The following is a 23,589-nucleotide window of genomic DNA, read 5'->3' on the forward strand; positions in this document are numbered from 1 at the left end:
TGATTATGTTATGTTCCTTGCTTGCCTTTTAAAGGGCCCCACCATGATTCATTAGCCAAATACCAATCAACTGTTTCTTTAATGCCGGTCTCAAAAGAATACATTGGTTTCCAGCCTAATTCTTTCTCCAGCTTTTCTGGATTGACAGCATATCGATAATCATGACCAGGCCGATCCTTTACATATAGCAGCCTTTTTTCTGGCAGCTTTAATTCTTTCATGATTAACTGCGCTATTTCATTATTGGTCTTTTCTGTTCTTGCGCCGATATTATAAACTTCCCCTTTTTTTCCTTTGCGCAGAACAAGGTCAATTGCAGCACAATGGTCTTTAACATGAATCCAATCGCGGATATTTTTTCCATCCCCATAAACAGGAAACCTCTCCCCATTCACACCATTTGTAATCAAAAGCGGAATGAGCTTTTCAGGAAACTGATATGGCCCATAATTATTAGAGCATCTTGTTATATTTACATCTAAACCATACGTTTTGTAATAGGAGCGAACAAGCATATCGCTTGCTGCTTTACTTGCCGCATATGGACTGTTTGGAGCAATGGAGCTGCCTTCTGTAAAATAGCCAGATTCGCCAAGACTTCCATAAACCTCATCTGTAGAAATATGCACAAACCGGCCAACTCCCTTTATCTTTGCTGCCTCCAGCAAAACTAGCGTCCCTTGCACATTTGTTTCCACGAAAGCACCCGGATTAATAATGCTTCTGTCTACATGCGATTCTGCAGCAAAATGGACAATTCCATCAATACTATAAACATCAAGCAAATGATTAACAAGCTCTCGATTCGTAATGCTGCCATGAACAAACTTATGGCGAGGATTTCCCTTTAAATCCGCCAAGCTGTTTAAATTACCTGCATACGTCAGCAAGTCGAGATTAACAATAATCATATTTGGATATGTATCAAGCATATGACGGACAAAATTACTGCCAATAAAGCCGGCTCCGCCTGTTACAAGCAAATTCACAATGATTCCTCCCATCGGAAATTGTTATACTTCCATTGAGTCATCTATAGAAACTCTTATATTATTGAAATCAAGCATTCCCTAACAACTTTTAATTCTGAGGGTTCTCATTTATATAATACATGGTGATTGGCTGTTTTGACGAAATCCAAGAGTCTTATTATTTCTTGTATCATATGGTGGACATCTTAAAATCAACTGCTTTTTCCAGTGGTTATTCTTTCAATTTCACTGTAAAAGGTTCAAGCTTGATTGAATTAAAATACATAGAAAAATTAATACCAAGAACTGTTTCCTCTAGTTTAAAGTTTTCTATTTTTTCCTCTCCCTTTAAATTAAAGACAGACTGGAAGTGAAGCTTGTCTCTATCTAATACCTTCAGTTTATTTCTTGAAATAGAATGCCCTTCTGGAGGGAAAGGATTGTCTTCATCAATGTCTTTCACATGCTTCTCATCAACCAATGTCAACTCAGATTCTAAGTTAGTTATTAAGTCTGACCTAGATGCTTTATCTATAGTTCCTGTTATATTGTAGTCTAATATCAGCTTGTCTTTTTCTTGTTTAACACTGTTTACATGAAGTGCTAAATCTGTCCTTTTACTCGCTAACACAAACCCTGATTCACTTAAATTCTGATATAATGTGTCTTCATATATATTAAGATATGGATAAAAGGTTATAGACTTTGCCTCTTTATCCATACTATGTATTTCGGAAGCGAAAGTCTCAATGGAGTCATCAGGAGAATCATCAATTATCTGCGAATCGATACCAGAAAATAATTCATTTCCCTTATCATCCATCGCCTTCGACAAAAACACCACATCATTTTCATTAGGATTTGCTATGCTGTAAATTAATGTAGGATATTCAGCCCCTTCTAGTATTCTCTTTGTTTCTATGTAACTGCCGTTCTCGAAGGTCTCTTTATAAGCAAAATCGATTTCTGCGAACTTTTTTTGTTCAACAGGGACAGAAAACTTCCAATCTCCTTCAACACCATTAATATTATGAATAGTTATTGGCAGTTCTATATTCTCCTTAATATCTTCGTATGGATAGTTCATTGTCCAATGAAATTCAAAACCGTCCTTAATTTGAATAAAATCGCTAGTATGTCCATCGAGCCACGGGTCTGCATCCCCTTTGTAACCCTCAAAATTCATATCAAAACTTATTTCATCCGGTTCATTTGCTGGCCATTTACCTTTTTTGTAGACTTCTCCCACAATTGTCACTTGAAAACCGTCAAAATAAGCACTCGTTACCTTTAATGTCACACCATTTTTGGTAATAGTTTCATTCAGGTTTGTGACCATATCCTTCTCTGCCAGCTTCATGCCAAGCTTATCGTCAAACTTTTTATACAGCTCTCCTAATATTGGCGTTTTCGCCAGTACTTGATTGGCTGTAGGGCTTACGAAACCTGAACCGATGATGATTATGGCTGCTGCAGCTGTGAGTGCTCCAATAATTATTCGTTTTTTCCGGCGTGGTTTTTCAGCTTGTTTAATTCCTTGAGAAATTGCTTGAAAAACTTCTTCTTTCGGCACCTCAACGGAGTCTACTTCCTTTATCCACTTCTGTCTATCCATGGATCATCTCCTCCTTTAAGCATTTTCTTAACGCCTGTTTTCCTCTGCTTAAGTTTGTCTTGACCGTTCCTTCCGGCAGCTCCATTACTTCACTGATCTTTTTGATTGAATAATCATGATAATAAAAAAGAATAAGGGTTGTTCGGAAACTTTCTTTAAGCTCTTTTATTGCATCCATGAGCTCATATGCCGGCCCTGTGCTAGGTGACGCTTGCTTTGAGAGGATTTCCTCTGTCAGTGGAATGACATCTTTTCTTTGTCTATGATGATTCATTGCACAATGAATCACTATTTTTGTCAGCCATGTCAGGAAATACTCTGGATTCTTTACTGTTTTTATTGATTTAAACGCTTGATATGCTGTCTCTTGAACGATATCTAAGCTGTCTTCTTTATTATGTACATACAAATAGGCAGTCCTGTATAACCGTTCATAATGTTTCTGAAGCAACAGCTCTAAAGCCTTGCTGTTTCCTTTTATCGCTTTTTTTATAAGCACTATTTCGTTATCCTTCAATCTTCATCTTCCCCTTTCCCTTATTAGTGAAAAAAGTGAGCGAAAAAGTTTCATTTTTTTGTTTTCTCCATAAAAAAAGCCGCCTTACTAAAGGCAGCTTACCAAAACCATCAATGTCCGCCAAGATAGGCTTGCTTTAAATCATCACTTTCTAACAGCTCGGCGGCTGTCCCTGACAGCACAACCTTGCCTGTTTCGATGACATAGCCTCTGTTTGCAATGGACAGAGCCATATTGGCGTTTTGTTCGACTAATAATATGGTAGTTCCTGTTGCATTTATTTCCTGAATAACTTTAAATATTGTTTTTACAAACAGCGGCGCTAAGCCCATGGAAGGTTCATCAAGCAAAAGCAGCTTTGGCCTTGCCATGATAGCTCTTCCCATTGCTAGCATCTGCTGTTCTCCGCCGGAAAGTGTTCCTGACAGCTGTTTCTTCCGTTCCAGTAATCTCGGAAACACTTCATATACTTTTTCCAAATCTTTTTTTATCTCATTTTTATCATTGCGCAAGTAAGCACCTAATTCAAGATTTTCTTCCACTGTCATGTTGGAGAAAACTCTGCGTCCTTCTGGTACGTGGGAAATACCCGCTTTAACAATCGTTTGAGCTGCTTTTCCTGAAATAGACTTGCCTAAGTACTCAATGCTTCCTTTCTTTGGCTTAAGCAGCCCTGACAATGTTTTTAGGAGCGTGCTTTTTCCTGCACCATTTGCACCAATAAGTGTGACGATTTCTCCTTCATTCACCTCGAGGCTGACTCCCTTTAATGCTTGTATATTGCCATAATAGACATTAATGTCTTCTACTTTCAGCATTATTCTGCAACCTCCTCGCCTAAATATGCTTCAATTACCTTTGGATGATTGCGGATTACATCAGGAGTACCCTCTGCTATCAGCTGTCCATGATCCAAAACATAGATGCGCTCACAGATTCCCATGACTAGAGGCATATCATGCTCAATCAACAGAATCGTCAAATCGAATTGTTTTCTAATAAATGCAATCAACTCCATGAGCTCATGTGTTTCTTGCGGGTTCATCCCTGCTGCAGGCTCATCAAGCAATAGCAGCTTAGGACCTGCTGCAAGCGCTCTGGCAATTTCGAGCCGGCGCTGCTGGCCGTATGGCAGGTTTTTTGCTTTTTCGTCTTTATAGCGGTCAAGCTGAAAAATCTTTAAAAATTCAATCGATTTTTCTTCCATTTCCTTTTCACCTGCAAAGTGGGAAGGAAGGCGGAGTATGCTGCTCAACATCGAATGCTTAGCTAAAGAATGATAGGCTACCTTTACATTGTCCAGAACAGTTAATTCATTAAACAAACGGATATTCTGGAAGGTTCTGCTGATACCGCGCCGTGTTACCTGGTATGGCTTCAAGCCCTTCAGCTTTTTTCCGTCAAAGAAAATCTCTCCTTCAGTAGGTGCATAGACACCTGTCAGCATATTGAATGTTGTAGTTTTCCCTGCGCCATTCGGACCGATAAGACCAATCAATTCACCGCGGTTAAGCTCTATATTAATTTCTGAAACGGCCTTTAATCCGCCGAATTGAATGCCTGCACCCTTCACTTGCAAAAGCACATCATTGTTTGCCATTCGAACCGCCTCCTTTCCGCTTAAATAAATCAGTGATCTCCAATGTGCCCATTAAACCTTTAGGACGATATAGCATAACAATAACGAGAACTAAGCTGTAGATAATCATCCGTGTTGATGGATAATCCTGCAGATAGGTGGAGATGATGGTCAAGAAAACAGCTGCAATCACAGAACCAGACAAGCTTCCCAATCCACCTAAAACAACATAAATTAAGATGTCAAAAGACTTCAAGAAACCGAAGTTAGTAGGGTTAATAATATAGAAATTATGTGCCTGCAGTGCGCCTGCAACCCCAGCAAACAAGGAGCCAATTGCAAATGCTGCGACTTTATAATAAGTTGTGTTGATTCCCATTGCGTCTGCAGCAATTTCATTTTCTCTAATAGAAATGGCTGCACGTCCATGCCGAGAGTTCGTAAAGTTAACAATAACTAACACTGTAATAAACAAGCAGATGAATGCAGATGTCCAAGTGGTCATATGGGAAACCTGCATCCCTGCAGCTCCGCCAACATAATCAATGTTCAAGAAAAAGATACGAATAATTTCTGCAAAGCCTAATGTAGCAATTGCTAAATAGTCTCCCCTTAGTCTTAATGTCGGGATTCCGACCAATAAGCCAGCCAGAGCTGCGACTACACCGCCTGCGATAATTGCGACAGGAAAAGGAAGCTGTAATTTCATCGTTACAATCGCAGATACATAAGCACCGACAGCAAGGAAACCTGCATGTCCAATTGAAAACTGGCCTGTTATCCCAATAACTAAATGCAAGCTGACTGCCAGCATAATATTGATCGCAATCAAGATAATCATGTTGCTGTATAAAGAATCAATTATTCCATAAGTTATTAAATATTGGATAACACTGTAGGCAATAATGGAAAGTACCAAAAACACCCAGAAACTTTTTGATTTTTTCATTGTCTTCACCTACACTTTCTCTTTCGTATTCTTACCTAAAATACCAGCTGGTCTAAAGATAAGTATCAGAATTAAGATGATGAATGCAGCAGCATCTCTCCAAAGTGAGAAGCCGAGTGCACTTACTATTGTCTCAACAAGACCTAAAATAAGTCCGCCCACCATTGCTCCAGGAATAATGCCAATACCCCCAAGTACGGCAGCAACGAAAGCCTTCAACCCTGGAATTACACCCATTAATGGCTCGATTTTTGTATAATAAGCACCGAAAATAACACCTGCAGCCCCAGCGAGAGCCGATCCGATAGCAAATGTAGCTGAGATTGTTCTATCTACATTAATCCCCATTAACCTCGCAGCATCCATGTCATGAGAAACTGCGCGCATTGCTTTTCCTGTTTTCGTCTTATGGACAATGAATTGCAGAATAAGCATCAACGTTACAGAAGTTCCTAGAATTAATAGCGACTTGCTGCTGATTTGCGCACCGAAAATTTCAAATGTTTTTGTTGGCAGTACATTCGGGTAGGCAACTAAGCCTGCTCCTCTAAAGTAAATAAATACATATTCAATTAATAACGAAACCCCGATAGCAGTAATAAGGGCCGCTATCCTAGTAGCATTTCGCAGTCTTTTATAAGCAATTCTTTCAATAATTACACCAAAAATAGCACATGCTACCATGGAAACAATCAATGCAGGGAAGAACCCCAATCCCCAGCCTGTAATGGAATAAAAGCCTATAAAGGCGCCGACCATAAAGACATCCCCGTGGGCAAAGTTGATAAGTTTAATAATTCCGTAAACCATTGTATAACCTAATGCGATAAGTGCGTAAATGCTGCCAAGGGAGATGCCGTTGACAAGCTGCTGTATCCATTCCATTTTTTCTCACTCCTTCTTCCAAAACTAACCTTTTTTTCTCCTAAAATATAAAATAGGGAGGATGCTCCCCCCCATTTTTTGAACTATTAAGGATTAACCTTTGAGTTAAAGACTTGTTTTCCATCCTTATATTCAAGCACTGTTGCAGATTTGATTGGGTTATGATTCTCATCAATGGAGACTACACCAGTGATTAAGGATAAATCTTTTGTTTCAGCTAATGCGTCTTTCACTTTCTCTGAATCTGTGCTTCCAGCCCTTTCAATTGCATCTTTCAACAAGTATACAGAGTCATAGCCAAGTGCATTGAACGCGTCAGGGCTCTTGCTGTATTTATCATTAAATGCTTGAACGAATTTTTGAATGTTTTCATCTGGATCTTCAGAAGAATAATGGTTTGTGATATACGTATTGTTCAAGTTTTCTGCACCAGCAAGTTCGATAAGCTTTGGTGAATCCCAGCCGTCTGCTCCCATAAATGGTACAGTGATACCCATTTCACGAGCTTGCTTGATGATAAGTCCAACTTCCTCGTAATAGCCTGGAATAAATACGAATTCTGGATTTTCTGACTTAATTCTTGTCAATGTAGAGCTAAAGTCAGTATCTTTTGCTACATAAGCTTCTTCAGACACAATCTTTCCACCATTTGCTTCAAATGTTTCTTTAAATGCTGCCGCTAAACCTTTCGCATAATCACTGGCACTGTCAGCAAAAATTGCTGCATTTTTAATATTCAGTTTTTCTGTTGCGAAGTTTGCCGCAACATTTCCTTGGAAAGGATCGATGAAGGATGTTCTAAAAGCATATTCGTTTACAGAGCCATCATCATTTACTGTAACGTTTGGTGCTGTTCCTGATGGAGTTAGCAATACCGTTTGTTTATCATTGGCAATCTGAACTTGTGCTACTGTATCACCGCTTGTTGCTGCACCGATGATTGCCGATACTTTATCTTGTTCAATTAATTTAAGGGCTCCGTTTGTTGCTTCTGTAAGATCTGATTTATTATCAACCTTTACAGGGACAATTTTTTTGCCGTCAATTCCGCCGTCTGCATTGATTTCTTCAATTGCTAAATCAATTCCACTTTCTAATGATTGTCCATATGATGCAACCTGACCTGATAATTCTAAATTGATTCCGAATTTTATTTCATCACTGCTTGCACCGCTGTCACCTTTTGGACTGCATCCAGCCAAGATTCCTGCCGCTAAAGCAGACGTTGCTAACAAATAACTAAGCTTCTTCTTCATGTTTGAATTCCCCTTTTGTTTAAGTATTCCGAAAATAATATCTCCAAAGCTATTTCTCTATCTCTTTGAAACATAATTGCTATTCTAGTACGCCGCTGTCTTTATTTTTAATATAATTATTAATTAGTTTAATAACTCTGAAAATTTAAGACAGTTTTGTTTAGAATTAGCGCTGCTTTCCTATTTATCGGCACTCTCTCGTTATTTATTAGAACCAAATTATTCATATTCACTAATAGTTTTTTGAAAAATGGAACTAATGTGATTATTATATTAACCTCAAATTATTGTAGAAAGCAATACCTTGATTTTTCCATTTTGATGTTATATCTTTTCACAAAACAAGTTATTTACAACCTAATTCCCTTCTACCAAAGTAGATATTTGCATATAGTTTTATTATTAAATTAAAATTTGTCACATAATCTAACACTTATATTTATTAGTATAATTACATTGATATTTAAAATAACTGCATATTTCCCTATTATTAAGCATTCAGTCTATTCTATTGCTTTTAACAGCTAAAAAAGACTATTCTTCGCAAACCTTAATTTGTCATTTAACATGACATATTTTATGAACAACGGTGTTCAAAATTTTCGTAAATTTTTAAAAAAAATTTTCAAAAAAACTCATTTTTAATGAAAGATAGGGAAAAGAAGAAGTAAGAATGGAGTAGAAAGGAGAATACCAATGAAAATATTTCCCATTATGCTGACTGCCAGTTGCCTTTTACTCACAGGCTGCAGTACAAAGGAACAAGCAAATAGTACGGAGAATACGAAGGTTTCTGCTAGCAGCAATCAAATGCAAGCAGAACAAACTGCTAACAACACAGATGCCGCCACGGAGCTTACTAATAGAGAAGTATTAACAGATATCAGAAACGAGTTGAAAATAAAAGATGCTTTGCTGCCAGAAAGCTTTCCTGTTGAGGATGGCAATTATCTTGGAGCACATATTGAGGAAAACACACAGGTTGGCTACAGCATCCGCTTTTACGAGTCTGTAGCCGAAGATTCAAATCAAGCTGGTGAGCCATTAGCAGAGTTCACAGCAACTACAGATGAGGATGCTCCTGCGTTCCCCGCTTTTGATGAAGAGAATATCCCTGAGGATATGTCTGTCGATTTAGGCTACGGCATCAACGGTATACTCGAAGGAGCAGCAGGAAGTACTTATCTTCAATGGAAGGAAGGCAGATGGGTTCTACAGATTAAAGCGGTGTCTGCTGATAATCGCGATTTACAGGTAGACGGCAAAAAGATGGTAAAATACTTAGAGGAACACGCTCTGCCTGCTCCTCATGATGAAGGCATGGTAGAGGTAAGCTATCCAAAAGGTGAAAATAATGCTGAGATTCGGATAATATGGGAGGATGACTCCACTTTATACACTCTTGCAACAACAGGGGATCCTGTTGATGCATTGAAGATGGCTGTTTCGGTTAAATAGCAAAAAAATCCGCTGCTAGTACAGCGGATTTTTTTATATCTTCACTTTCATTTGTGTGCAATCGTCACATTGCATCATATTTTTGACGATGTCTTTGTTTCGTTCTTTAAAGACTTCATTATGAGAAGAAACCATCGCACTAGTGTTGGCGTCTGGCTGAATGAACAGCTTTGCCTTATTTACCGCATTGGCTGCATCTTGAAAAGCACCTGCAATCAGGTGAACCTTTCCATCATGCTTCAGAATGTCTCCGGCAGCATACAATCCTTCAACAGATGTTTCACTGTTGGCATTGCCGGCAATATAAAAATCATCCAACATTTTGATTTCCAGATCACTGTTCTTTAATAATGAGGAATCCATTTCATAGCCATGGTTAATGACAACCTCGTCAACATCAAGCAAACCGACTTCGTCTGTCTGATTATTTGTGACTTCTACCGAATCAATCGTATCATGACCATCCTTTGCGATAAGCTTTGTAATCGATGTGTGGAAAAGACATTCTACCTTACTTTCCATAAGCTGTGTAGCTTTAGCTTCATGTCCTTTAAAGCTGTCTTTTCTGCAAGTTATATATACCTTTTTAGCGATTGGCTCTAATTCAAGGGCCCAATCTATTGCTGAATTGCCTCCGCCTGAAATAATGACTGTTTTATCTCTGAATTGCATGAGAGATTTAACTGTATAATTCAAGTTGGAAACCTCAAATCTTTCAGCACCTTCAATTTTTATTTTTTGTGGAGTAAGTATTCCGCTGCCGACAGCAACAATAACCGTTTTTGAATAATGCTGCTCACCATTAGCTGACTCTAATATAAAACATCCCTCAGCATTTTTGCTTATAGATGTAATTTTTGTATTTAATGCGACTTCCGGATTAAACGTAAGCCCTTGTTGTACTAGCTGTTCTCTTAGCTTTTCTCCTGGAAGCGGTGTAACGCCGCCTACATCCCAGATCATCTTTTCAGGATAAAGATGAAGCTTGCCTCCAAGATGGGGCAAAAATTCAATAATTTTTGTCTTCATTTCTCTTAAACCACTATAAAAAGCAGAGTAAAGTCCTGCTGGTCCACCACCAATAATCGTCACATCGAATATTTCCGTATTTTCCATATTACTTCACTCCTATGGTTTGGAATTAAATTGATTCTCATTCTCATTTAGTATCATAACCCGTTTTTAAAATTTTTACAATGGATTATTGACAGAAATATGAAACGATAATAAGATTTACTTGTTCAAAATGATTATCATTCTCATTTATTTAATAATAGAAAATCATAGGAGGATAATGATGGGGCGACTATATACCGAGGATATAAGCATCAGCTATGGCGAACGGCTAATAGTTAAAAACCTTGATGTTGTTATACCAGATGGAAAAATCACGACAATTATTGGATCTAATGGCTGTGGAAAATCAACATTATTAAAAGCAATGACGCGGATTATCCCGCACCAGTCTGGTTCTGTCCTGTTGGATGGCAAGCACATAAGCAAAATACATACGAAACAGCTTGCAAAGGAAATGGCTATACTTCCTCAAACACCGGAAAGTGTTGCAGGATTAACAGTAGGGGAGCTAGTGTCATACGGGCGTTTCCCTCATCAGAAAGGATTCGGAAAACTATCACAGCATGATATCGAGGCCATTGATTGGGCGTTAGAGTCGACCAATACAAAGGAATTCAAGGACAGATCTGTAGATGCCTTGTCAGGCGGTCAAAGACAGCGTGCATGGATTGCAATGGCACTTGCCCAAGAAACAGATATTATCTTTCTTGATGAACCGACAACTTATTTAGATATGGCACATCAATTAGAAGTGCTCGAATTGCTCCAGAAGCTTAATGAAGAACAAGGCAGAACAATCGTGATGGTTCTTCATGACTTAAACCAAGCCGCGAGATTTGCTGACTATATTATAGCAATGAAAGACGGTGAGGTAGTTAAAGCTGGCAGCCCGCAGGAAATCCTTACAAAAGATATTTTACGAAAAGTTTTTCAAATTGATGCGGAAATAGGGGAAGACCCTCGCACGAAAAAGCCGATATGCTTAACATACCACCTCATAAAAGGAGACAAGAAACATGAAGAAGTCGTTATTGCCAATGATTCTAATCTTATTGCTAGTTATTAGTGCCTGTGGAAATAAGGCATCAGAAACGAACGGCAATACAGAAGATACAGACAAAAAATCTGGAACTATTACTTACCAGTCTGAAAATGGACCTGTTGAAGTACCTGCAGATCCACAGCGCGTTGTCGTATTATCCACCTTCACTGGTAACGTTATGGCACTTGGAGTAAACGTAGTCGGTGTTGATTCCTGGTCAAAGCAAAACCCAAGATTTGATTCAGAGTTGAAAGACGTAGAAGAAGTAACAGATGAAAATCTCGAGAAAATAATTGAATTAAAGCCAGATTTAATCATCGGATTATCAACTATTAAAAATGTAGACAAGTTAAATGAAATCGCTCCAACTGTCACATTTACTTATGGCAAGGCAGACTATTTAACACAGCATCTTGAAATTGGAAAGCTTCTTAATAAAGAAAAAGAAGCACAAGTTTGGGTTGATGACTTTAAACAGCGTGCAGATGCAGCTGGTAAAGAAATCAAAGCAAAAATAGGGGAAGATGCAACAGTAACTGTCATCGAAAACTTTAATAAGCAAATGTATGTATTCGGCAACAACTGGGGTCGCGGAACTGAAATACTCTATCAAGCAATGAAGCTGAACATGCCCGAAAAGGTGAAAGAAATGGCACTTGCAGACGGATACTATGCATTATCTTCAGAAGTGCTGCCTGAGTATGTGGGAGATTACTTGATTATCAGTGAATATGCAGATCAAGATAACTCTTATCAAGAAACAGAAGCATACAAAAATATACCAGCAGTAAAAAATAACCATGTATTTAAAGCAAATGCAAATGAATTCTACTTTAATGATCCTGTGACGCTTGATTATCAACTGGAATTCTTTAAAGAGCATTTTCTAGGCAACTAACTACTAGGATTGCATGCTGTGCACGTTTGTGCGCAGCATGTTTTTATACAAATCTAAACAGAAAAGATGATATAAAATGACTAATTCTATTTCGTTTGTATGGAAATTATTAATAGGTATCTCTCTTTTGATTGCTGCATTTATCATCTCCATGATCTTCGGAGCTGCCGATACATCATTAAAGGACTTATGGCTCGCCATCACTTCTGAACACCAAAATCAAAACAGCAATATACTGCGGGAAATCCGTCTTCCTAGAGAGGTTGCTGCAATTGCAGTGGGATCTGCTTTAGCCGTTTCTGGTGCTATCATGCAAGGCATAACAAAAAACCCGCTTGCTGATCCTGGTTTGCTAGGATTGACTGCAGGTGCAAATTTCGCCTTAGCTTTATCTTTAGCACTTATCCCGTCATTAAACTATTTTAGTATAATGTTAATCTGTTTTGTTGGTGCCGCTATTGGCATGGTTTTAGTAGTTGGAATCGGGATGATGCGAAAAGGAGGAAACTCTCCGCTTAAGCTTGTGTTGGCAGGAGCAGCTGTAACAGCATTCCTTACTGCCATCGCTGAAGGAATCAGCCTGTTTTTTCACATCAATAAAAATGTGTCGATGTGGACTTCTGGTGGTCTGATTGGCACATCATGGGGACAGCTTAAGATTATTCTTCCTGCCATCCTTATTGGCATCGCTGTTGCCTTCTTTTTATCCAGGCAGCTTACTATCTTAAGCTTAAGTGAAGATGTAGCAGTCGGGCTTGGGCAAAAGACAGCCTTGGTTAAGGGACTGCTTTTTATTGTTATTATTATTCTGGCAGGAGCCGCTGTCGCACTTGTTGGAAATATGGCGTTTATTGGGCTGATGGTTCCACATATGGTCCGCTGGGCTGCAGGAACAGATTATCGCTTTCTTCTCCCGATTACAGCCATTGCAGGTGGAATATTTATGCTGATGGCTGACACTGTTGCAAGGACAATGAATGCTCCATATGAAACACCTGTAGCAGCAATAATCAGTATTTTAGGTTTGCCTTTCTTTTTATTCATCGTTAAAAAAGGAGGAAGTAAATTCGCATGATATCCTCTGCACTGCTGAAAAAACAAAAACTAGTTATCACCGTGCTTGCAGCACTCATATTTTTGACTATTGGAATCTCCTTGAGTATCGGGTACGCCTCCTTCGGTCTGTCACGGCTTCTGCCGACACTGTTTGGAAATGGCACATTCTCAGAGGAATTTATTCTATATTCTGTTCGCTTGCCAAGAATTATTGTTACCTTGCTTGCAGGGGTTGCCCTCTCTCTTTCTGGAGCAATTCTGCAGGGCATCACAAGAAATGATTTAGCAGATCCAGGCATTATTGGCATTAACGCAGGCGCCGGTGTTGCTGTTGCAATCTTTTTCCTGTTTTTCCCGATTGACGCTGGATCATTTGTTTATATGATTCCAGTTTGTGCATTTGCCGGTGCTGTTGCGTCCGCCCTGCTTATCTATTTCTTTTCATACGATAAAGGCCTCGGTTTCCAGCCAACTCGCCTTGTACTAGTTGGGGTAGGCTTTTCTATGGCTTTATCAGGAATCATGGTTGTGCTGATTTCTTCTGCTGAAAGAGAAAAAGTAGAGTTTATTTCAAAATGGCTGGCAGGCAATGTTTGGGGAACAGACTGGCCGTATATTTTGGCTATGCTTCCTTGGCTGATTGTATTTATTCCTTTTACTTTATACAAAGCGAATAAGCTCGATGTTCTGACCTTCAGCGAGCCTGTTGCTGTCGGTATTGGCGCATCGGTTCAGAAGGAGAGAATAGTTCTGGCAATAGCTGCGGTCGCTCTGGCTGCTGCTGCTGTTTCCGCAACAGGAAGCATCTCCTTTATAGGATTAATGGGACCTCATATTGCGAAAGCATTAGTCGGCCCAAGGCATAAAATGTATTTACCTGTTGCACTGCTGATCGGGGGGCTTTTCCTTCTGGCTGCGGACACAATTGGCAAAAACATACTTGATCCTGACGGAGTCCCAGCTGGAATCATGGCTGCCATTATTGGCGCGCCTTACTTCATGTATTTGCTGTTCAAGAAAAAATAAGTATATCAATATAATAAAATATTTTCCTTGACTATTTAGATTTTTCCAATTAATCTAGTATACAGATATTTCAAAAACAAAAATAAAAATTTCATTTCTTATCGAGAGAGGTGGAGGGACTGGCCCTTTGATGCCTCAGCAACAGATTCTGCTTAGAATACTGTGCTAATTCCAGAAGCGCAACGCTTGAAGATAAGAAGAGCCAATGTGAATGTTCGCCTCTTCTTATTTACAAGAAGAGGCTTTTTGTGTGTTTTAGGCTTATCTTCTTTCATTCCAAATAAAATAACGAAAGCAGGAGTTAATCATGACAAAAATAGTAAACCAAGGTCCATTCAGAGCAGATCACGTTGGCAGCTTATTGCGGCCTGAAAGCTTGCATAAAGCTAGAAAAGAATTCAAAGAAGGCATTATTACAAAAGATGAGCTTCGTGCTGTGGAAACAGCAGAGATTAAGAGAATTGTTGATAAACAAATCGAGATTGGCTTAAAAGCCGTGACAGACGGAGAATTTAGACGCACATGGTGGCATCTTGACTTCCTTGAGCATTTGGATGGAATCGAAGGCTATGTGCCAGAAAGCGGTTATAAATTTGATGGCGTGGAAACAGAAAAATATAATATCCGCAATAACGGCAAGATTGCTTTCAATCCAAATCACCCATTCATTGAGGATTTTAAAGTGTTTAAAGACATCGTCGGAGATCGCGCTGTTGCGAAACAAACCATCCCTAGTCCGAACCAGCTTTTTTACAGCACTATTAGAAATGAAGCTATTTATCCAAACTTAGAAGACTTCACAAAAGACGTAATCCAAACTTACCGTGACGCTATTAAAGCTTTCTATGATGCTGGTGTGCGTTATTTACAATTAGACGATGTTTATATTGCAAGACTTTCTTCGCCAGAGCATACCTTTAATGACGGAGAGTACAGCAGGGAGCATTGGATTGAGTTAGCATTGTATGTCATTAACAGCATATTGGAAGATAAACCAGAGGATCTTGTTGTTACAACCCACTTGTGTAGAGGAAACTACCAATCAACTTGGGCTTTCGAAGGAAGCTATTCTTTAATTGCACCGACTTTGCTTGCAAAAGAGAAGGTTGATGGCTTCTTCCTTGAATATGATGATGAACGCTCAGGTGACTTCAAACCGCTTGAACATATTCCTCATGAAGGAGCAAAGGTTGTTTTAGGAGTTGTGACATCTAAGTTTGGCGAATTAGAAAAGAAAGAAACATTAAAAGCCCGCATTCTTGATGCGGCAAATCACCTGCCTTTAGAGCAGCTATGCTTAAGTCCACAGTGCGGCTTTGCGTCGACACACCACGGCAATAAACTGACAGAAGAGCAGCAGTGGGAAAAGCTGCGGTTAGTAGTCGAAGTTGCCGAGGAATTATGGGAAGCTAAAGAACCAGTAACTAAATAATAAAACGGGCACTTTATTTGTCTTCCTGCTTGTTTATATCAATATTCCCATAAAAAAGGAAAGGGCAATTTGCTGCCCTTTCCTTTTCTTACGGATTTTTTACAAGCGGGAACTGAATTTTAACTATCGTTCCTTCCCCTTTTTTGCTTTCAATGCTGATTTTTCCGTTATACTTTTCGACAATATTGAAGCATATCATCATTCCCAAACCGGTTCCTTTGCTTTTCAAGGAATAAAACGGTGTCCCTAATGATTGGACTTCCTCCTCTGACATACCGCAGCCATGGTCTGTCACTTTTATTTCCACCATATCCTTTTGCAGCTCTGTTTCAATAAAGATTGGCTCACCATACGGCGATGCCTCCATTGCGTTCTTCAACAGATTGATCATCAACTGTTTAAATTCAATGGTGTTCACTAAAATATAACAATCCTTCTGTACATCACGGAGAAATATATTATTATCCCTGAGAATTCCATATGATTTTACTAGATCAGTAACGCTTTGAAGCAAGTAGTCTACTTCAACCTTCTCCAGCTTAATATCATTATCGGGTTTTGCCAGCATCAGAAATTGAGAAAGAACATGCTCTGCTGTGTTCAGCTCATCAATCATCAGGCTATAGTTCCGTTTGGAGCCTTCATCCATTTTCTCCTCTTGCTGATAGAGCTGCAGGAAACCTTTTACTACTGTTAATGGGTTCCTGATTTCATGGGCTACAGCTGCTGCTAACTGACCTGTAGTTTTCAGCCGTTCTGATTGCTGAAGCTGTTTGTAATACAATTGCTGTTTTTTTATTCGTTCATATGTTAAAAGAAAAATACAATATAATAGCGCTTGGCTTCCTAGGAAGTTAATAACATTGCCTGGAACATTTATTCCTAGCAGCCCAAATGTCTCTGCCTTGTCCATAAACAGAATGTAACCATATCCAAGCAAGTAAAGGCATATATTCATTACCATTGAAAATATGAAAAGCTGTTTATCAAAAAATAAAATGGAGATTGCCGGGATGAAACATACAAAAATAAAGGAAGACCATGTATCTGGATATACATAAAATATCGTATAAAAATAGGCCGTTCCAACGATGATGATTAAAAAATTAAGCCACCAGCCAGAAATCTTCGGATACAGCAGCAACAGCACAGATAATATGACCACTTCTACTGCATTTATGTAATTCCCAAAGCGCAGTCCCGCTGTCTCCATGAATAAACTTGCTACCATTCCTGTCACCATGAACAGGATGATAACAGCTATAACCCCGTAATAAACCTTTACATTAAAATCCTTATATGAATTCATGTTTTATGCACCTTTTATTTAATTTCCATACATCTTTAGTCTACCAAACTGGCAAGCGCTTGAATACGTTTTTCCAGTTATTTGTTATGGTTTTTATCTGCTTCCAACTACCTTTTTTAATACTTCATTACTTTTATACACACATGCGTTAAAGTATTAAAAATTTTTATTGACGCCCACCCATATATTGCATATAATTACCACAAAATACAAGGGAATGGAGATTATGGGGATGAAAGAGTTTTTCAACAAATTATTAACTGGAATCAGTATTGGCATTGTCGTCTCATTAATACCAAATGCACTTTTAGGGGAAATTTTAAAGCTTCTGATACCTTATATACCATCCCTTCAACATGTTTATGACATCACCGTATTTGTGATGAGCCTGCTGCCTGTGCTTATTGGTGTAATGGTCGGAATATCCTTTAAGCTCACCTCCATCCAAACAGCGAGTGTCGGCATTGCCGCGATGGTCGGGAGCGGTGTTATTCAAAAAACGGCTGATGGGCTATTTACCTTAAACGGAATTGGGGTCGTCATCAACACAGGATTAACTGCCGCTTTAACCGTATTATTTGTCCAATTAGTAGGAGACCGCCTGAAGGCATATTCTATTCTACTCTTGCCTACCTTGAGTATATTAGTGCCAGGCATGGCTGGCTATCTTATCTTGCCTTACATAAAAAACACAACAGGAATTATTGGTGTAGGGGTTCAGCATGTTACTACCCTTCAACCAGTACTGATGGGAGCCATCATCTCTGTCATTTTCTGCATTATCATTTTGTCTCCCGTTTCAACCGTCGGCCTTGCGACTGTTATTTCATTATCCGGGATCGGGTCAGGTGCAGCGAACCTTGGAATTGTTGCAGCAGGCATCGGCTTGGCAATTGCAAGCTATAAAGCTAACGCACTCGGAACAGCGTTGGCACATGTGCTCGGCTCACCAAAGATTCAGATGAGGAACTTCTTTATGAAGCCTAAGATATTGTTTCCAATGCTGATAACCGCTGCTGTGCTAGGTGCATTAGCAGGATTCTTAAATATACAGGGCACTCCTTACAGTGCAGGCTTTGGGCTTTCAGGACTTGTAGGTCCGCTAAATTATATGCATTTGGCTGACGGAGGGTGGACATATAAGAATATTACCATTATGATTTCCGTATTCTTTATCGTTCCAGTCATACTCAACCTTGCCTTAATTTATATCTTTGCCAGAAAACTTAAAGTTATCAAAGCAGATGATTACAAGCTTCATTTCGACTAATAAAAAAAGCCGTTAAGGAATTTCCTTAACGGCTTTTTACTATTTTTTTTGCTTATCGCGTTACAGCAATGATTCCTTGCTCGTCATCCAGCACTAATTTAATTCCGATATAAGGATCAATATTTAAATACTCATCCATCCATAGGCGCAATGCTTCAATGATATTTTGAGCAATCAGCACTTGCTTTCGGTCATGAACATAGGATTCAGCAGAAAAGCCGTAATCATCATCGTACATAAGCTCCACTTCTACTTCATCCGGACGGACTTGCTTCTTTCTTGAAATATAAACGCAAATTGCATTTATAATATCCTGCTCTGGAATGATTAGTTTCTCCAATTATTAGCTTCCTCTCTTTTTTTCTTTTTGAAATAAACAAAGATTTTTCTGATGACGCTAATTAGAATTACGATAGCCAAAACATTAATGATTAGACCTAAAATAGACCCAAGTACACCCATATTGGCAAAAAGGCCGCCAAACAGCAATCCTGCAAGTCCACCAATCATTAAGCCTCTCATCAAGCCGCCTGAAAAGAATCCTCTGTTGTTTGATTTAGAAGTTGTTGTTGTGGAATTATTGTTCTGCTTCTTTTGAAAGAAGGAGTTCGTATTTGTGTTTGTATTGCTGTTATTATTGTTAAAGCTTCGTTTTCCAGATTTATAAGATTTCGCTTCAACCGTTGTTGTCTGTTCATGGAACACTGCATTTCCGACAGGTGAAAAGATAAGTCCAAGTGTTAATACTGCTGTTAAGAGTTTCTTCATCATTATTTGTTTCCTCCACTTTTCTATTTTTTTTGTTATGACTCGCAATATATACAGTGATTATCTACCGCTTATATTACTATTCCCCCTTTTTTTAAAAACAAAAAACCTTTACCGGATTGGTAAAGGTTTGAAAATAGTCATATTTATCCCTTTACCGTTAATGGCAAAGGTCTCGCAAACAACATTCAAGTTGCCAGTTTGGCCGGTGGCATGTAAATTGCCACGTATTGACGACGTAACTGTTAGCTACTCCCCTTTGGAGTATTCAAATGTTCATGAGCTATTAGCTCTATGATGATTCTATTTTACTAAAAAGATGGGCTACAGTCAACACTTTCGGTAGTAAAGCGAAATAACTAAAAAAAGAGTGAAAATTTAGATATTTTATCCATACAATAAACATACAAAAATGATACCATTATTTCATAACGCAACTATGTAATAAAACCTAACATAAAATTATATTATTTACTATATTTATACATGAAAAAGTAAGGAAGGGATGAGGATACATGAGCTTAGAGGCACTAAATGAACGAGTAAAAACGGATTTATCTTATATAAATTTTGGCGGACCAGATTGGATGAAGCCCCGTTCTCATAAGAATGGTCATGTTTATGACACAGTCATCATCGGCGGTGGACAATCAGGATTAGGAATTGCATTTGGTCTGCTGCGGGAACGGATCAGTAATATTCTCGTCCTAGACGAAAACCCTGAAGGCTATGAAGGTCCTTGGGATACGTACGCAAGAATGATTACATTGCGCACACCGAAAAATTTAACATCCATTGACCTTGGCATCCCTTCCTTAACCTTCCGGGCATGGTGGGAGGCTCAGGCAGGAGTGGAGGGCTGGGAACAGCTTGATAAAATCCCCCGGGGAGATTGGATGGATTATTTACGCTGGTATCGCAGAATCTTAAATCTACCTGTTATTAATGACACAAAGCTCCAACTCATTGAACCGCTTGGTGAGGGATTGCATTGCCTCCATGTTTGCAAACAAGGGAATGTTCAGGAAAAGCTGCTGGCGCGAAAAGTCATCCTTGCAACTGGAATTCAAGGCGGCGGTGAGTGGCATGTACCTTCCTTCTTATCAGAATCTTTGCCAAAAAGTCTTTATGCCCATACTTCTGAGTCCATTGATTTTACTGAACTAAAAGGGAAAAAGCTGGCTGTATTAGGAGGAGGAGCATCTGCTTTTGATAATGCCAATTACGCGCTCCAGAAAGGTGCCAGCGAGGTACATGTATTTGTCCGCAGAAAAGAGCTGCCTCGCATTAATCCAATCCGGCAAATGGAAGTTTCAGGGATGATTGAGCGTTACCCCGCCTTTTCCGACGCAGAGAAATATGCAGGAATGGCACATTTCTTTAAGCTCAACCAGCCGCCTACAAATGACATCTTCGAGCGGGCTAGCAATTGGCCAGGATTTCATCTTCATTTAGGGTCCCCGTGGCTTGAAGTTAAAGAGGAGCAAGGTGCAGCTGTTGTAACTACACCTCAAAGTAAGGCGAAGTTTGATTTCCTTATTATCAGCACTGGCCTGATAACTGATCCAGCGCTTCGCCCTGAGCTTAAATTAGTGGAAAAGCATATTACACGCTGGAAAGATTATTACCAAGCACCTAAAGATATTGCTAACCCGACTATTGATGCCCATCCATATTTAAGTAATGGTTTCTCCTTCATAAGTAAGGATAAAGCTGGAGAAGCGCTCCTTTACGGTTTGTTTGCCTTTAATTATTCGGCGCTTATCAGCTGTGGTTTGTCTGCTTCTGCCCTGTCCGGCATGCGCTACGGAATCCCAAGAATCGTTTCGGCTGTAGCAGATGAGCTGTTTCTTGATGATCGAAAGCAAAAGCTACATGATTTTCTCTCCTATGATGTAGAGGAGTTTGCAGGGGTTTGGCCTAAAAAAGAATCAGCAGCATCTACATTAAATTAAAAAGGAAGCCAAAGGCAAATTTGCCTTTGGCTGTTTTTTATCTGATGAAAAAGCACTCATTGCATATTTTATGTTTAAACCGGTGCGGCAGTTCTTTCCCGCAAGTTTCACATACATTTCTGCGTATTTTAACGCCAGATTTTAATTGTTCATGAATCAAATCACTTATTTCTTCACGAACTCTTTCCCAATAATAGGCTTCTGTCGCTTTGCCTATCTTATATAAAAAGAGAAGATGCAGGCCAACAGATTTGTATGAAAGTTCAAGTTCTTCTAAGCTTGATTTATTTATAATAGGATCAGGCAAATCGTTGTTTTCCACTATGGAAATCATTTTGCTTTTCCACTGTGCCCGCAAAACAGGCTCATTCGCAGAGAATGGAAGACGCAAAAACCCGAATAGATCATCTAAGGACAGCCTCGCCTCAACCAATGTGTCCTTAATCATATCATATAAGAGCATTTCATCAGCTAATGTTGCTTTTCTTGTACCTTCTGGATTTTTGAAGTTCTCCCATAGATAAAAAAACAAGCTTAAGCTGTTGGAATATTTTTGGAACCTCTTCAAAACAGCAGAAGTCGGCGCAATTGTGAAGCCAGTGATATCCTCATCCTTTTTCTCAAGCAGCACCTTCATCATTCTCGGCTCACTTGCGAATGCTACTCTGCCCACTTCATACAAACCTCTGCGTCCTGCTCTCCCTGCAATTTGTTTTACCTCTTGGGATGTGAGTATCCTTCGTTTAGTTCCATCGAATTTATCATTTTCCAGGAAAACAATCCGTTTGATCGGTAAGTTCAACCCCATTCCAATCGCATCCGTACAAACAATAACAGATGTTTCTCCATCAATAAATCGGTGCATCTGTTTTTTTCTCGTTTCTGGCGGCATACTGCCGTATATCATGCTCGTCTGCCGTCCCATCTTTTGAATTTGTGAAGCAGTCTCTAAAACGCCTCTTCTTGAAAAGCAGACAAGTGCATCACCTTTTCTCGTGTCGCTCAGCTTAAATGGCGAGGACTCTACCTTCAATGGGGTATCTCTTTCATATTCCTTCACTTCCACATCTGAATCTCCAAGCAAATCCAAAATCATCGTTTTTGCATGAAAGCTGCAAATAATATGTACTTCCTTTGCATTTGCTTTCGTGATTGCCTTATACCATGAGAAACCTCTGTCTTTGTCAGCAATCATCTGGGCTTCATCAATGACAACTACTTCATAAAAGTCCTTTTCACGAAACATCTCGACGGTACAGGAAAGATGCTTTCCTTCCTTCGCAAGTTTTTCTTCCTCTCCAGTTATTAACGAACAAGGGACGCCATCGTCATTCAGCCTTTCATATATTTCCAATGCCAATAAGCGTAATGGCGCAAGATACAGACCGCTTGCTGCTTCCTTCATTTTTTGGATAGCACGAAAGGTTTTTCCCGTATTTGTCTCACCCACATGGAGTTTATACTGAATATCCCGGCCAGTCGGAGGACTATATTCCATTCCAAAAATATCTTCAAGCATCTTTTTTTCTTTTTCTTTGCGCTTTCTTTTTTCTTCGCGCTCTTCCCGTTCGCGCCGCTCTCTCCACTCCTTATCTTTTATATAAATATCCCTATGGATTTCTAAATCAAAAGGAATATCAATCAGCTTCGTTAAATCTGCCAGCCTTTCTTCAAGAAGATCGGCGAAGAAGTCTGAAGCAATATCTTCAAATAATTCACTGGCTATTTCCCTTAAATAGGAGAGCGGAACTGGTTTCTCCGAGTACTTAAGATACTCGTCAAGCAGATGTTTAGGAAGATGCTGTTTCAGCCAATTTGGTCCAAAATCACCTAAATAAGCAATGATCATGTCCTCATAAGCCGCTGTTCTGTCCTCTACAAAATAAAACTGGTTATATGGCATGTCTAGTTCATTGTATAAATAATCTTCAAACATAATATCATCTGAAGACAGAATAATGCCATTCCCTTCTATTTCCACTTCTAAGTGACAGCCAATCAAGTAGCGAACATATAAATACAATTCCTCATAATGCTCTCCAAGCTCCTGTTCTATATAATAGGCAAATTTCCTGTTCAGCTTGCGGTTTTTTTCCTGTATTTCTTGCGTTGTTTTCCATTCAAAATATTTTTCCCGTACACTCGTATAAAGGGCTTCCCATTCCAGTTCCTTTCCTGCGTACAGCGTATCCAGCCATTCTTCAAACTTATAGCTTTTCGGTTCTCTTATTTCCTGTCTGAATAATTGCTTGATTACTTTCTTCGTTAAGCCCTCCGTCTCTATTCCCTTTTCCTCTAAATACTCTTTCTTTTCTCTGCCGGATGCCTCACTTCCAGTCATGTTAATCCACGTGTTAAGCCATATTTGGTGGATAAACTCTCCTCTTTCCCGCAAATATTGCTCATAGGAAGGCATTTTCTCTTTATCCTGCAGATATCTCTCTATATCCTCAATAATCAGCTTCTTTGTTTTCTCTACTGATTTGTCGTAATATCCTTCTAGTAGTTCACTCATTTAAACAACCT

21 protein-coding genes and 1 riboswitch are annotated in these 23,589 nt (G+C 39.2%); of the genes, 8 read left to right on the plus strand and 13 right to left on the minus strand.

Translation table 11 applies throughout. The features are described 5' to 3' along the window. Positions 1 to 8: 8 nt before the first annotated feature. From rfbB to LXM54_RS15220, 8 genes are all read right to left on the minus strand, one after another. On the minus strand, positions 9 to 989 hold the full coding sequence (rfbB, locus tag LXM54_RS15185) for a dTDP-glucose 4,6-dehydratase (protein WP_233316044.1): 981 nt from the start codon (positions 987 to 989) through the stop codon (positions 9 to 11). 214 nt (positions 990 to 1,203) lie between these two features. Then, the gene (locus LXM54_RS15190) at positions 1,204 to 2,586 is read right to left on the minus strand and encodes a DUF4179 domain-containing protein (protein ID WP_233316045.1); all 1,383 of its coding nucleotides are present in this window, start codon (positions 2,584 to 2,586) and stop codon (positions 1,204 to 1,206) included. Next, positions 2,579 to 3,103 (minus strand): sigma-70 family RNA polymerase sigma factor, encoded by a 525-nt coding sequence (locus LXM54_RS15195; protein WP_233316046.1) that lies wholly within the window; start codon positions 3,101 to 3,103, stop codon positions 2,579 to 2,581. The genes LXM54_RS15190 and LXM54_RS15195 overlap by 8 nt, the downstream gene beginning before the upstream one ends. A gap of 110 nt (positions 3,104 to 3,213) precedes the next feature. After that, positions 3,214 to 3,921 (minus strand): ABC transporter ATP-binding protein, encoded by a 708-nt coding sequence (locus LXM54_RS15200; RefSeq protein WP_233316047.1) that lies wholly within the window; start codon positions 3,919 to 3,921, stop codon positions 3,214 to 3,216. Further along, positions 3,921 to 4,703, minus strand: a complete 783-nt coding sequence (locus LXM54_RS15205; protein WP_233316048.1) for an ABC transporter ATP-binding protein — start codon at positions 4,701 to 4,703, stop codon at positions 3,921 to 3,923. Before LXM54_RS15205 ends, LXM54_RS15200 begins: the two co-directional genes overlap by 1 nt. Continuing rightward, on the minus strand, positions 4,690 to 5,631 hold the full coding sequence (locus LXM54_RS15210; protein ID WP_233316049.1) for a branched-chain amino acid ABC transporter permease: 942 nt from the start codon (positions 5,629 to 5,631) through the stop codon (positions 4,690 to 4,692). The genes LXM54_RS15205 and LXM54_RS15210 overlap by 14 nt, the downstream gene beginning before the upstream one ends. 9 nt (positions 5,632 to 5,640) lie before the next feature. Further along, complete coding sequence (locus LXM54_RS15215) at positions 5,641 to 6,516, minus strand: branched-chain amino acid ABC transporter permease (protein WP_233316050.1); 876 nt, start codon at positions 6,514 to 6,516, stop codon at positions 5,641 to 5,643. A gap of 86 nt (positions 6,517 to 6,602) precedes the next feature. Then, on the minus strand, positions 6,603 to 7,772 hold the full coding sequence (locus LXM54_RS15220; RefSeq protein WP_233316051.1) for an ABC transporter substrate-binding protein: 1,170 nt from the start codon (positions 7,770 to 7,772) through the stop codon (positions 6,603 to 6,605). A gap of 696 nt (positions 7,773 to 8,468) precedes the next feature. On the opposite strand from LXM54_RS15220, the gene LXM54_RS15225 reads away from it, so the two are divergent. Continuing rightward, entirely contained in the window at positions 8,469 to 9,230 is a 762-nt protein-coding gene (locus tag LXM54_RS15225; protein WP_233316052.1) for a hypothetical protein, read from the plus strand. A 33-nt stretch (positions 9,231 to 9,263) separates the two neighbouring features. Here LXM54_RS15225 and LXM54_RS15230 read toward each other — a convergent pair whose 3' ends face one another. Continuing rightward, on the minus strand, positions 9,264 to 10,346 hold the full coding sequence (locus LXM54_RS15230) for an NAD(P)/FAD-dependent oxidoreductase (RefSeq protein WP_233316053.1): 1,083 nt from the start codon (positions 10,344 to 10,346) through the stop codon (positions 9,264 to 9,266). A gap of 181 nt (positions 10,347 to 10,527) precedes the next feature. Here LXM54_RS15230 and LXM54_RS15235 point away from each other — a divergent pair, with 181 nt between their 5' ends. The 5 genes from LXM54_RS15235 to LXM54_RS15255 all read left to right on the plus strand — a co-directional run bounded on the left by LXM54_RS15235 (position 10,528) and on the right by LXM54_RS15255 (position 15,761). Next, on the plus strand, positions 10,528 to 11,373 hold the full coding sequence (locus LXM54_RS15235; RefSeq protein ID WP_233316160.1) for an ABC transporter ATP-binding protein: 846 nt from the start codon (positions 10,528 to 10,530) through the stop codon (positions 11,371 to 11,373). Further along, entirely contained in the window at positions 11,324 to 12,247 is a 924-nt protein-coding gene (locus LXM54_RS15240; protein ID WP_233316054.1) for an iron-hydroxamate ABC transporter substrate-binding protein, read from the plus strand. Before LXM54_RS15235 ends, LXM54_RS15240 begins: the two co-directional genes overlap by 50 nt. Before the next feature lie 76 nt (positions 12,248 to 12,323). After that, the gene (locus tag LXM54_RS15245; protein ID WP_233316055.1) at positions 12,324 to 13,322 is read left to right on the plus strand and encodes a FecCD family ABC transporter permease; all 999 of its coding nucleotides are present in this window, start codon (positions 12,324 to 12,326) and stop codon (positions 13,320 to 13,322) included. Next, positions 13,319 to 14,329 carry a FecCD family ABC transporter permease gene (locus tag LXM54_RS15250; RefSeq protein WP_233316056.1) on the plus strand — a complete coding sequence of 337 codons (1,011 nt, stop codon included), beginning with the start codon at positions 13,319 to 13,321 and terminating at the stop codon, positions 14,327 to 14,329. Before LXM54_RS15245 ends, LXM54_RS15250 begins: the two co-directional genes overlap by 4 nt. Before the next feature lie 95 nt (positions 14,330 to 14,424). Next, positions 14,425 to 14,528: riboswitch (SAM riboswitch) on the plus strand. 108 nt (positions 14,529 to 14,636) lie between these two features. Beyond that, positions 14,637 to 15,761 carry a 5-methyltetrahydropteroyltriglutamate--homocysteine S-methyltransferase gene (locus LXM54_RS15255; protein WP_233316057.1) on the plus strand — a complete coding sequence of 375 codons (1,125 nt, stop codon included), beginning with the start codon at positions 14,637 to 14,639 and terminating at the stop codon, positions 15,759 to 15,761. 88 nt (positions 15,762 to 15,849) lie between these two features. Here the strand turns inward: LXM54_RS15255 and LXM54_RS15260 are convergent, their stop codons facing one another. Continuing rightward, positions 15,850 to 17,070, minus strand: a complete 1,221-nt coding sequence (locus tag LXM54_RS15260; protein ID WP_233316058.1) for a sensor histidine kinase — start codon at positions 17,068 to 17,070, stop codon at positions 15,850 to 15,852. Between the two features lie 232 nt (positions 17,071 to 17,302). Here LXM54_RS15260 and LXM54_RS15265 point away from each other — a divergent pair, with 232 nt between their 5' ends. Beyond that, the gene (locus tag LXM54_RS15265; protein ID WP_233316059.1) at positions 17,303 to 18,340 is read left to right on the plus strand and encodes a PTS transporter subunit IIC; all 1,038 of its coding nucleotides are present in this window, start codon (positions 17,303 to 17,305) and stop codon (positions 18,338 to 18,340) included. A gap of 52 nt (positions 18,341 to 18,392) precedes the next feature. Here the strand turns inward: LXM54_RS15265 and LXM54_RS15270 are convergent, their stop codons facing one another. Further along, the gene (locus LXM54_RS15270; RefSeq protein ID WP_233316060.1) at positions 18,393 to 18,680 is read right to left on the minus strand and encodes a YxcD family protein; all 288 of its coding nucleotides are present in this window, start codon (positions 18,678 to 18,680) and stop codon (positions 18,393 to 18,395) included. Then, on the minus strand, positions 18,668 to 19,108 hold the full coding sequence (locus LXM54_RS15275) for a hypothetical protein (RefSeq protein ID WP_233316162.1): 441 nt from the start codon (positions 19,106 to 19,108) through the stop codon (positions 18,668 to 18,670). Before LXM54_RS15275 ends, LXM54_RS15270 begins: the two co-directional genes overlap by 13 nt. A 515-nt stretch (positions 19,109 to 19,623) precedes the next feature. On the opposite strand from LXM54_RS15275, the gene LXM54_RS15280 reads away from it, so the two are divergent. Continuing rightward, positions 19,624 to 21,063 carry an NAD(P)-binding domain-containing protein gene (locus tag LXM54_RS15280; RefSeq protein WP_233316061.1) on the plus strand — a complete coding sequence of 480 codons (1,440 nt, stop codon included), beginning with the start codon at positions 19,624 to 19,626 and terminating at the stop codon, positions 21,061 to 21,063. A gap of 37 nt (positions 21,064 to 21,100) precedes the next feature. Here the strand turns inward: LXM54_RS15280 and LXM54_RS15285 are convergent, their stop codons facing one another. Further along, positions 21,101 to 23,578 carry a DEAD/DEAH box helicase gene (locus LXM54_RS15285; RefSeq protein ID WP_233316062.1) on the minus strand — a complete coding sequence of 826 codons (2,478 nt, stop codon included), beginning with the start codon at positions 23,576 to 23,578 and terminating at the stop codon, positions 21,101 to 21,103. Between the last annotated feature and the right edge of the window lie 11 nt (positions 23,579 to 23,589).

The sequence above is a fragment of the Bacillus sp. Au-Bac7 genome (assembly GCF_021341655.1).
Lineage (GTDB): Bacteria > Bacillota > Bacilli > Bacillales > Cytobacillaceae > Niallia.

Excerpts from the sequence above, each read along its gene's own strand:
- LXM54_RS15190 (WP_233316045.1), bottom strand. The coding sequence starts at position 2,586 with ATGGATAGACAGAAGTGGATAAAGGAAGTAGACTCCGTTGAGGTGCCG.
- LXM54_RS15200 (WP_233316047.1), bottom strand. The coding sequence starts at position 3,921 with ATGCTGAAAGTAGAAGACATTAATGTCTATTATGGCAATATACAAGCA.
- LXM54_RS15205 (WP_233316048.1), bottom strand. The coding sequence starts at position 4,703 with ATGGCAAACAATGATGTGCTTTTGCAAGTGAAGGGTGCAGGCATTCAA.
- LXM54_RS15210 (WP_233316049.1), bottom strand. The coding sequence starts at position 5,631 with ATGAAAAAATCAAAAAGTTTCTGGGTGTTTTTGGTACTTTCCATTATT.
- LXM54_RS15215 (WP_233316050.1), bottom strand. The coding sequence starts at position 6,516 with ATGGAATGGATACAGCAGCTTGTCAACGGCATCTCCCTTGGCAGCATT.
- LXM54_RS15220 (WP_233316051.1), bottom strand. The coding sequence starts at position 7,772 with ATGAAGAAGAAGCTTAGTTATTTGTTAGCAACGTCTGCTTTAGCGGCA.
- LXM54_RS15225 (WP_233316052.1), top strand. The coding sequence starts at position 8,469 with ATGAAAATATTTCCCATTATGCTGACTGCCAGTTGCCTTTTACTCACA.
- LXM54_RS15230 (WP_233316053.1), bottom strand. The coding sequence starts at position 10,346 with ATGGAAAATACGGAAATATTCGATGTGACGATTATTGGTGGTGGACCA.
- LXM54_RS15235 (WP_233316160.1), top strand. The coding sequence starts at position 10,528 with ATGGGGCGACTATATACCGAGGATATAAGCATCAGCTATGGCGAACGG.
- LXM54_RS15240 (WP_233316054.1), top strand. The coding sequence starts at position 11,324 with ATGAAGAAGTCGTTATTGCCAATGATTCTAATCTTATTGCTAGTTATT.
- LXM54_RS15245 (WP_233316055.1), top strand. The coding sequence starts at position 12,324 with ATGACTAATTCTATTTCGTTTGTATGGAAATTATTAATAGGTATCTCT.
- LXM54_RS15250 (WP_233316056.1), top strand. The coding sequence starts at position 13,319 with ATGATATCCTCTGCACTGCTGAAAAAACAAAAACTAGTTATCACCGTG.
- LXM54_RS15255 (WP_233316057.1), top strand. The coding sequence starts at position 14,637 with ATGACAAAAATAGTAAACCAAGGTCCATTCAGAGCAGATCACGTTGGC.
- LXM54_RS15260 (WP_233316058.1), bottom strand. The coding sequence starts at position 17,070 with ATGAATTCATATAAGGATTTTAATGTAAAGGTTTATTACGGGGTTATA.
- LXM54_RS15265 (WP_233316059.1), top strand. The coding sequence starts at position 17,303 with ATGAAAGAGTTTTTCAACAAATTATTAACTGGAATCAGTATTGGCATT.
- LXM54_RS15275 (WP_233316162.1), bottom strand. The coding sequence starts at position 19,108 with ATGAAGAAACTCTTAACAGCAGTATTAACACTTGGACTTATCTTTTCA.
- LXM54_RS15280 (WP_233316061.1), top strand. The coding sequence starts at position 19,624 with ATGAGCTTAGAGGCACTAAATGAACGAGTAAAAACGGATTTATCTTAT.
- LXM54_RS15285 (WP_233316062.1), bottom strand. The coding sequence starts at position 23,578 with ATGAGTGAACTACTAGAAGGATATTACGACAAATCAGTAGAGAAAACA.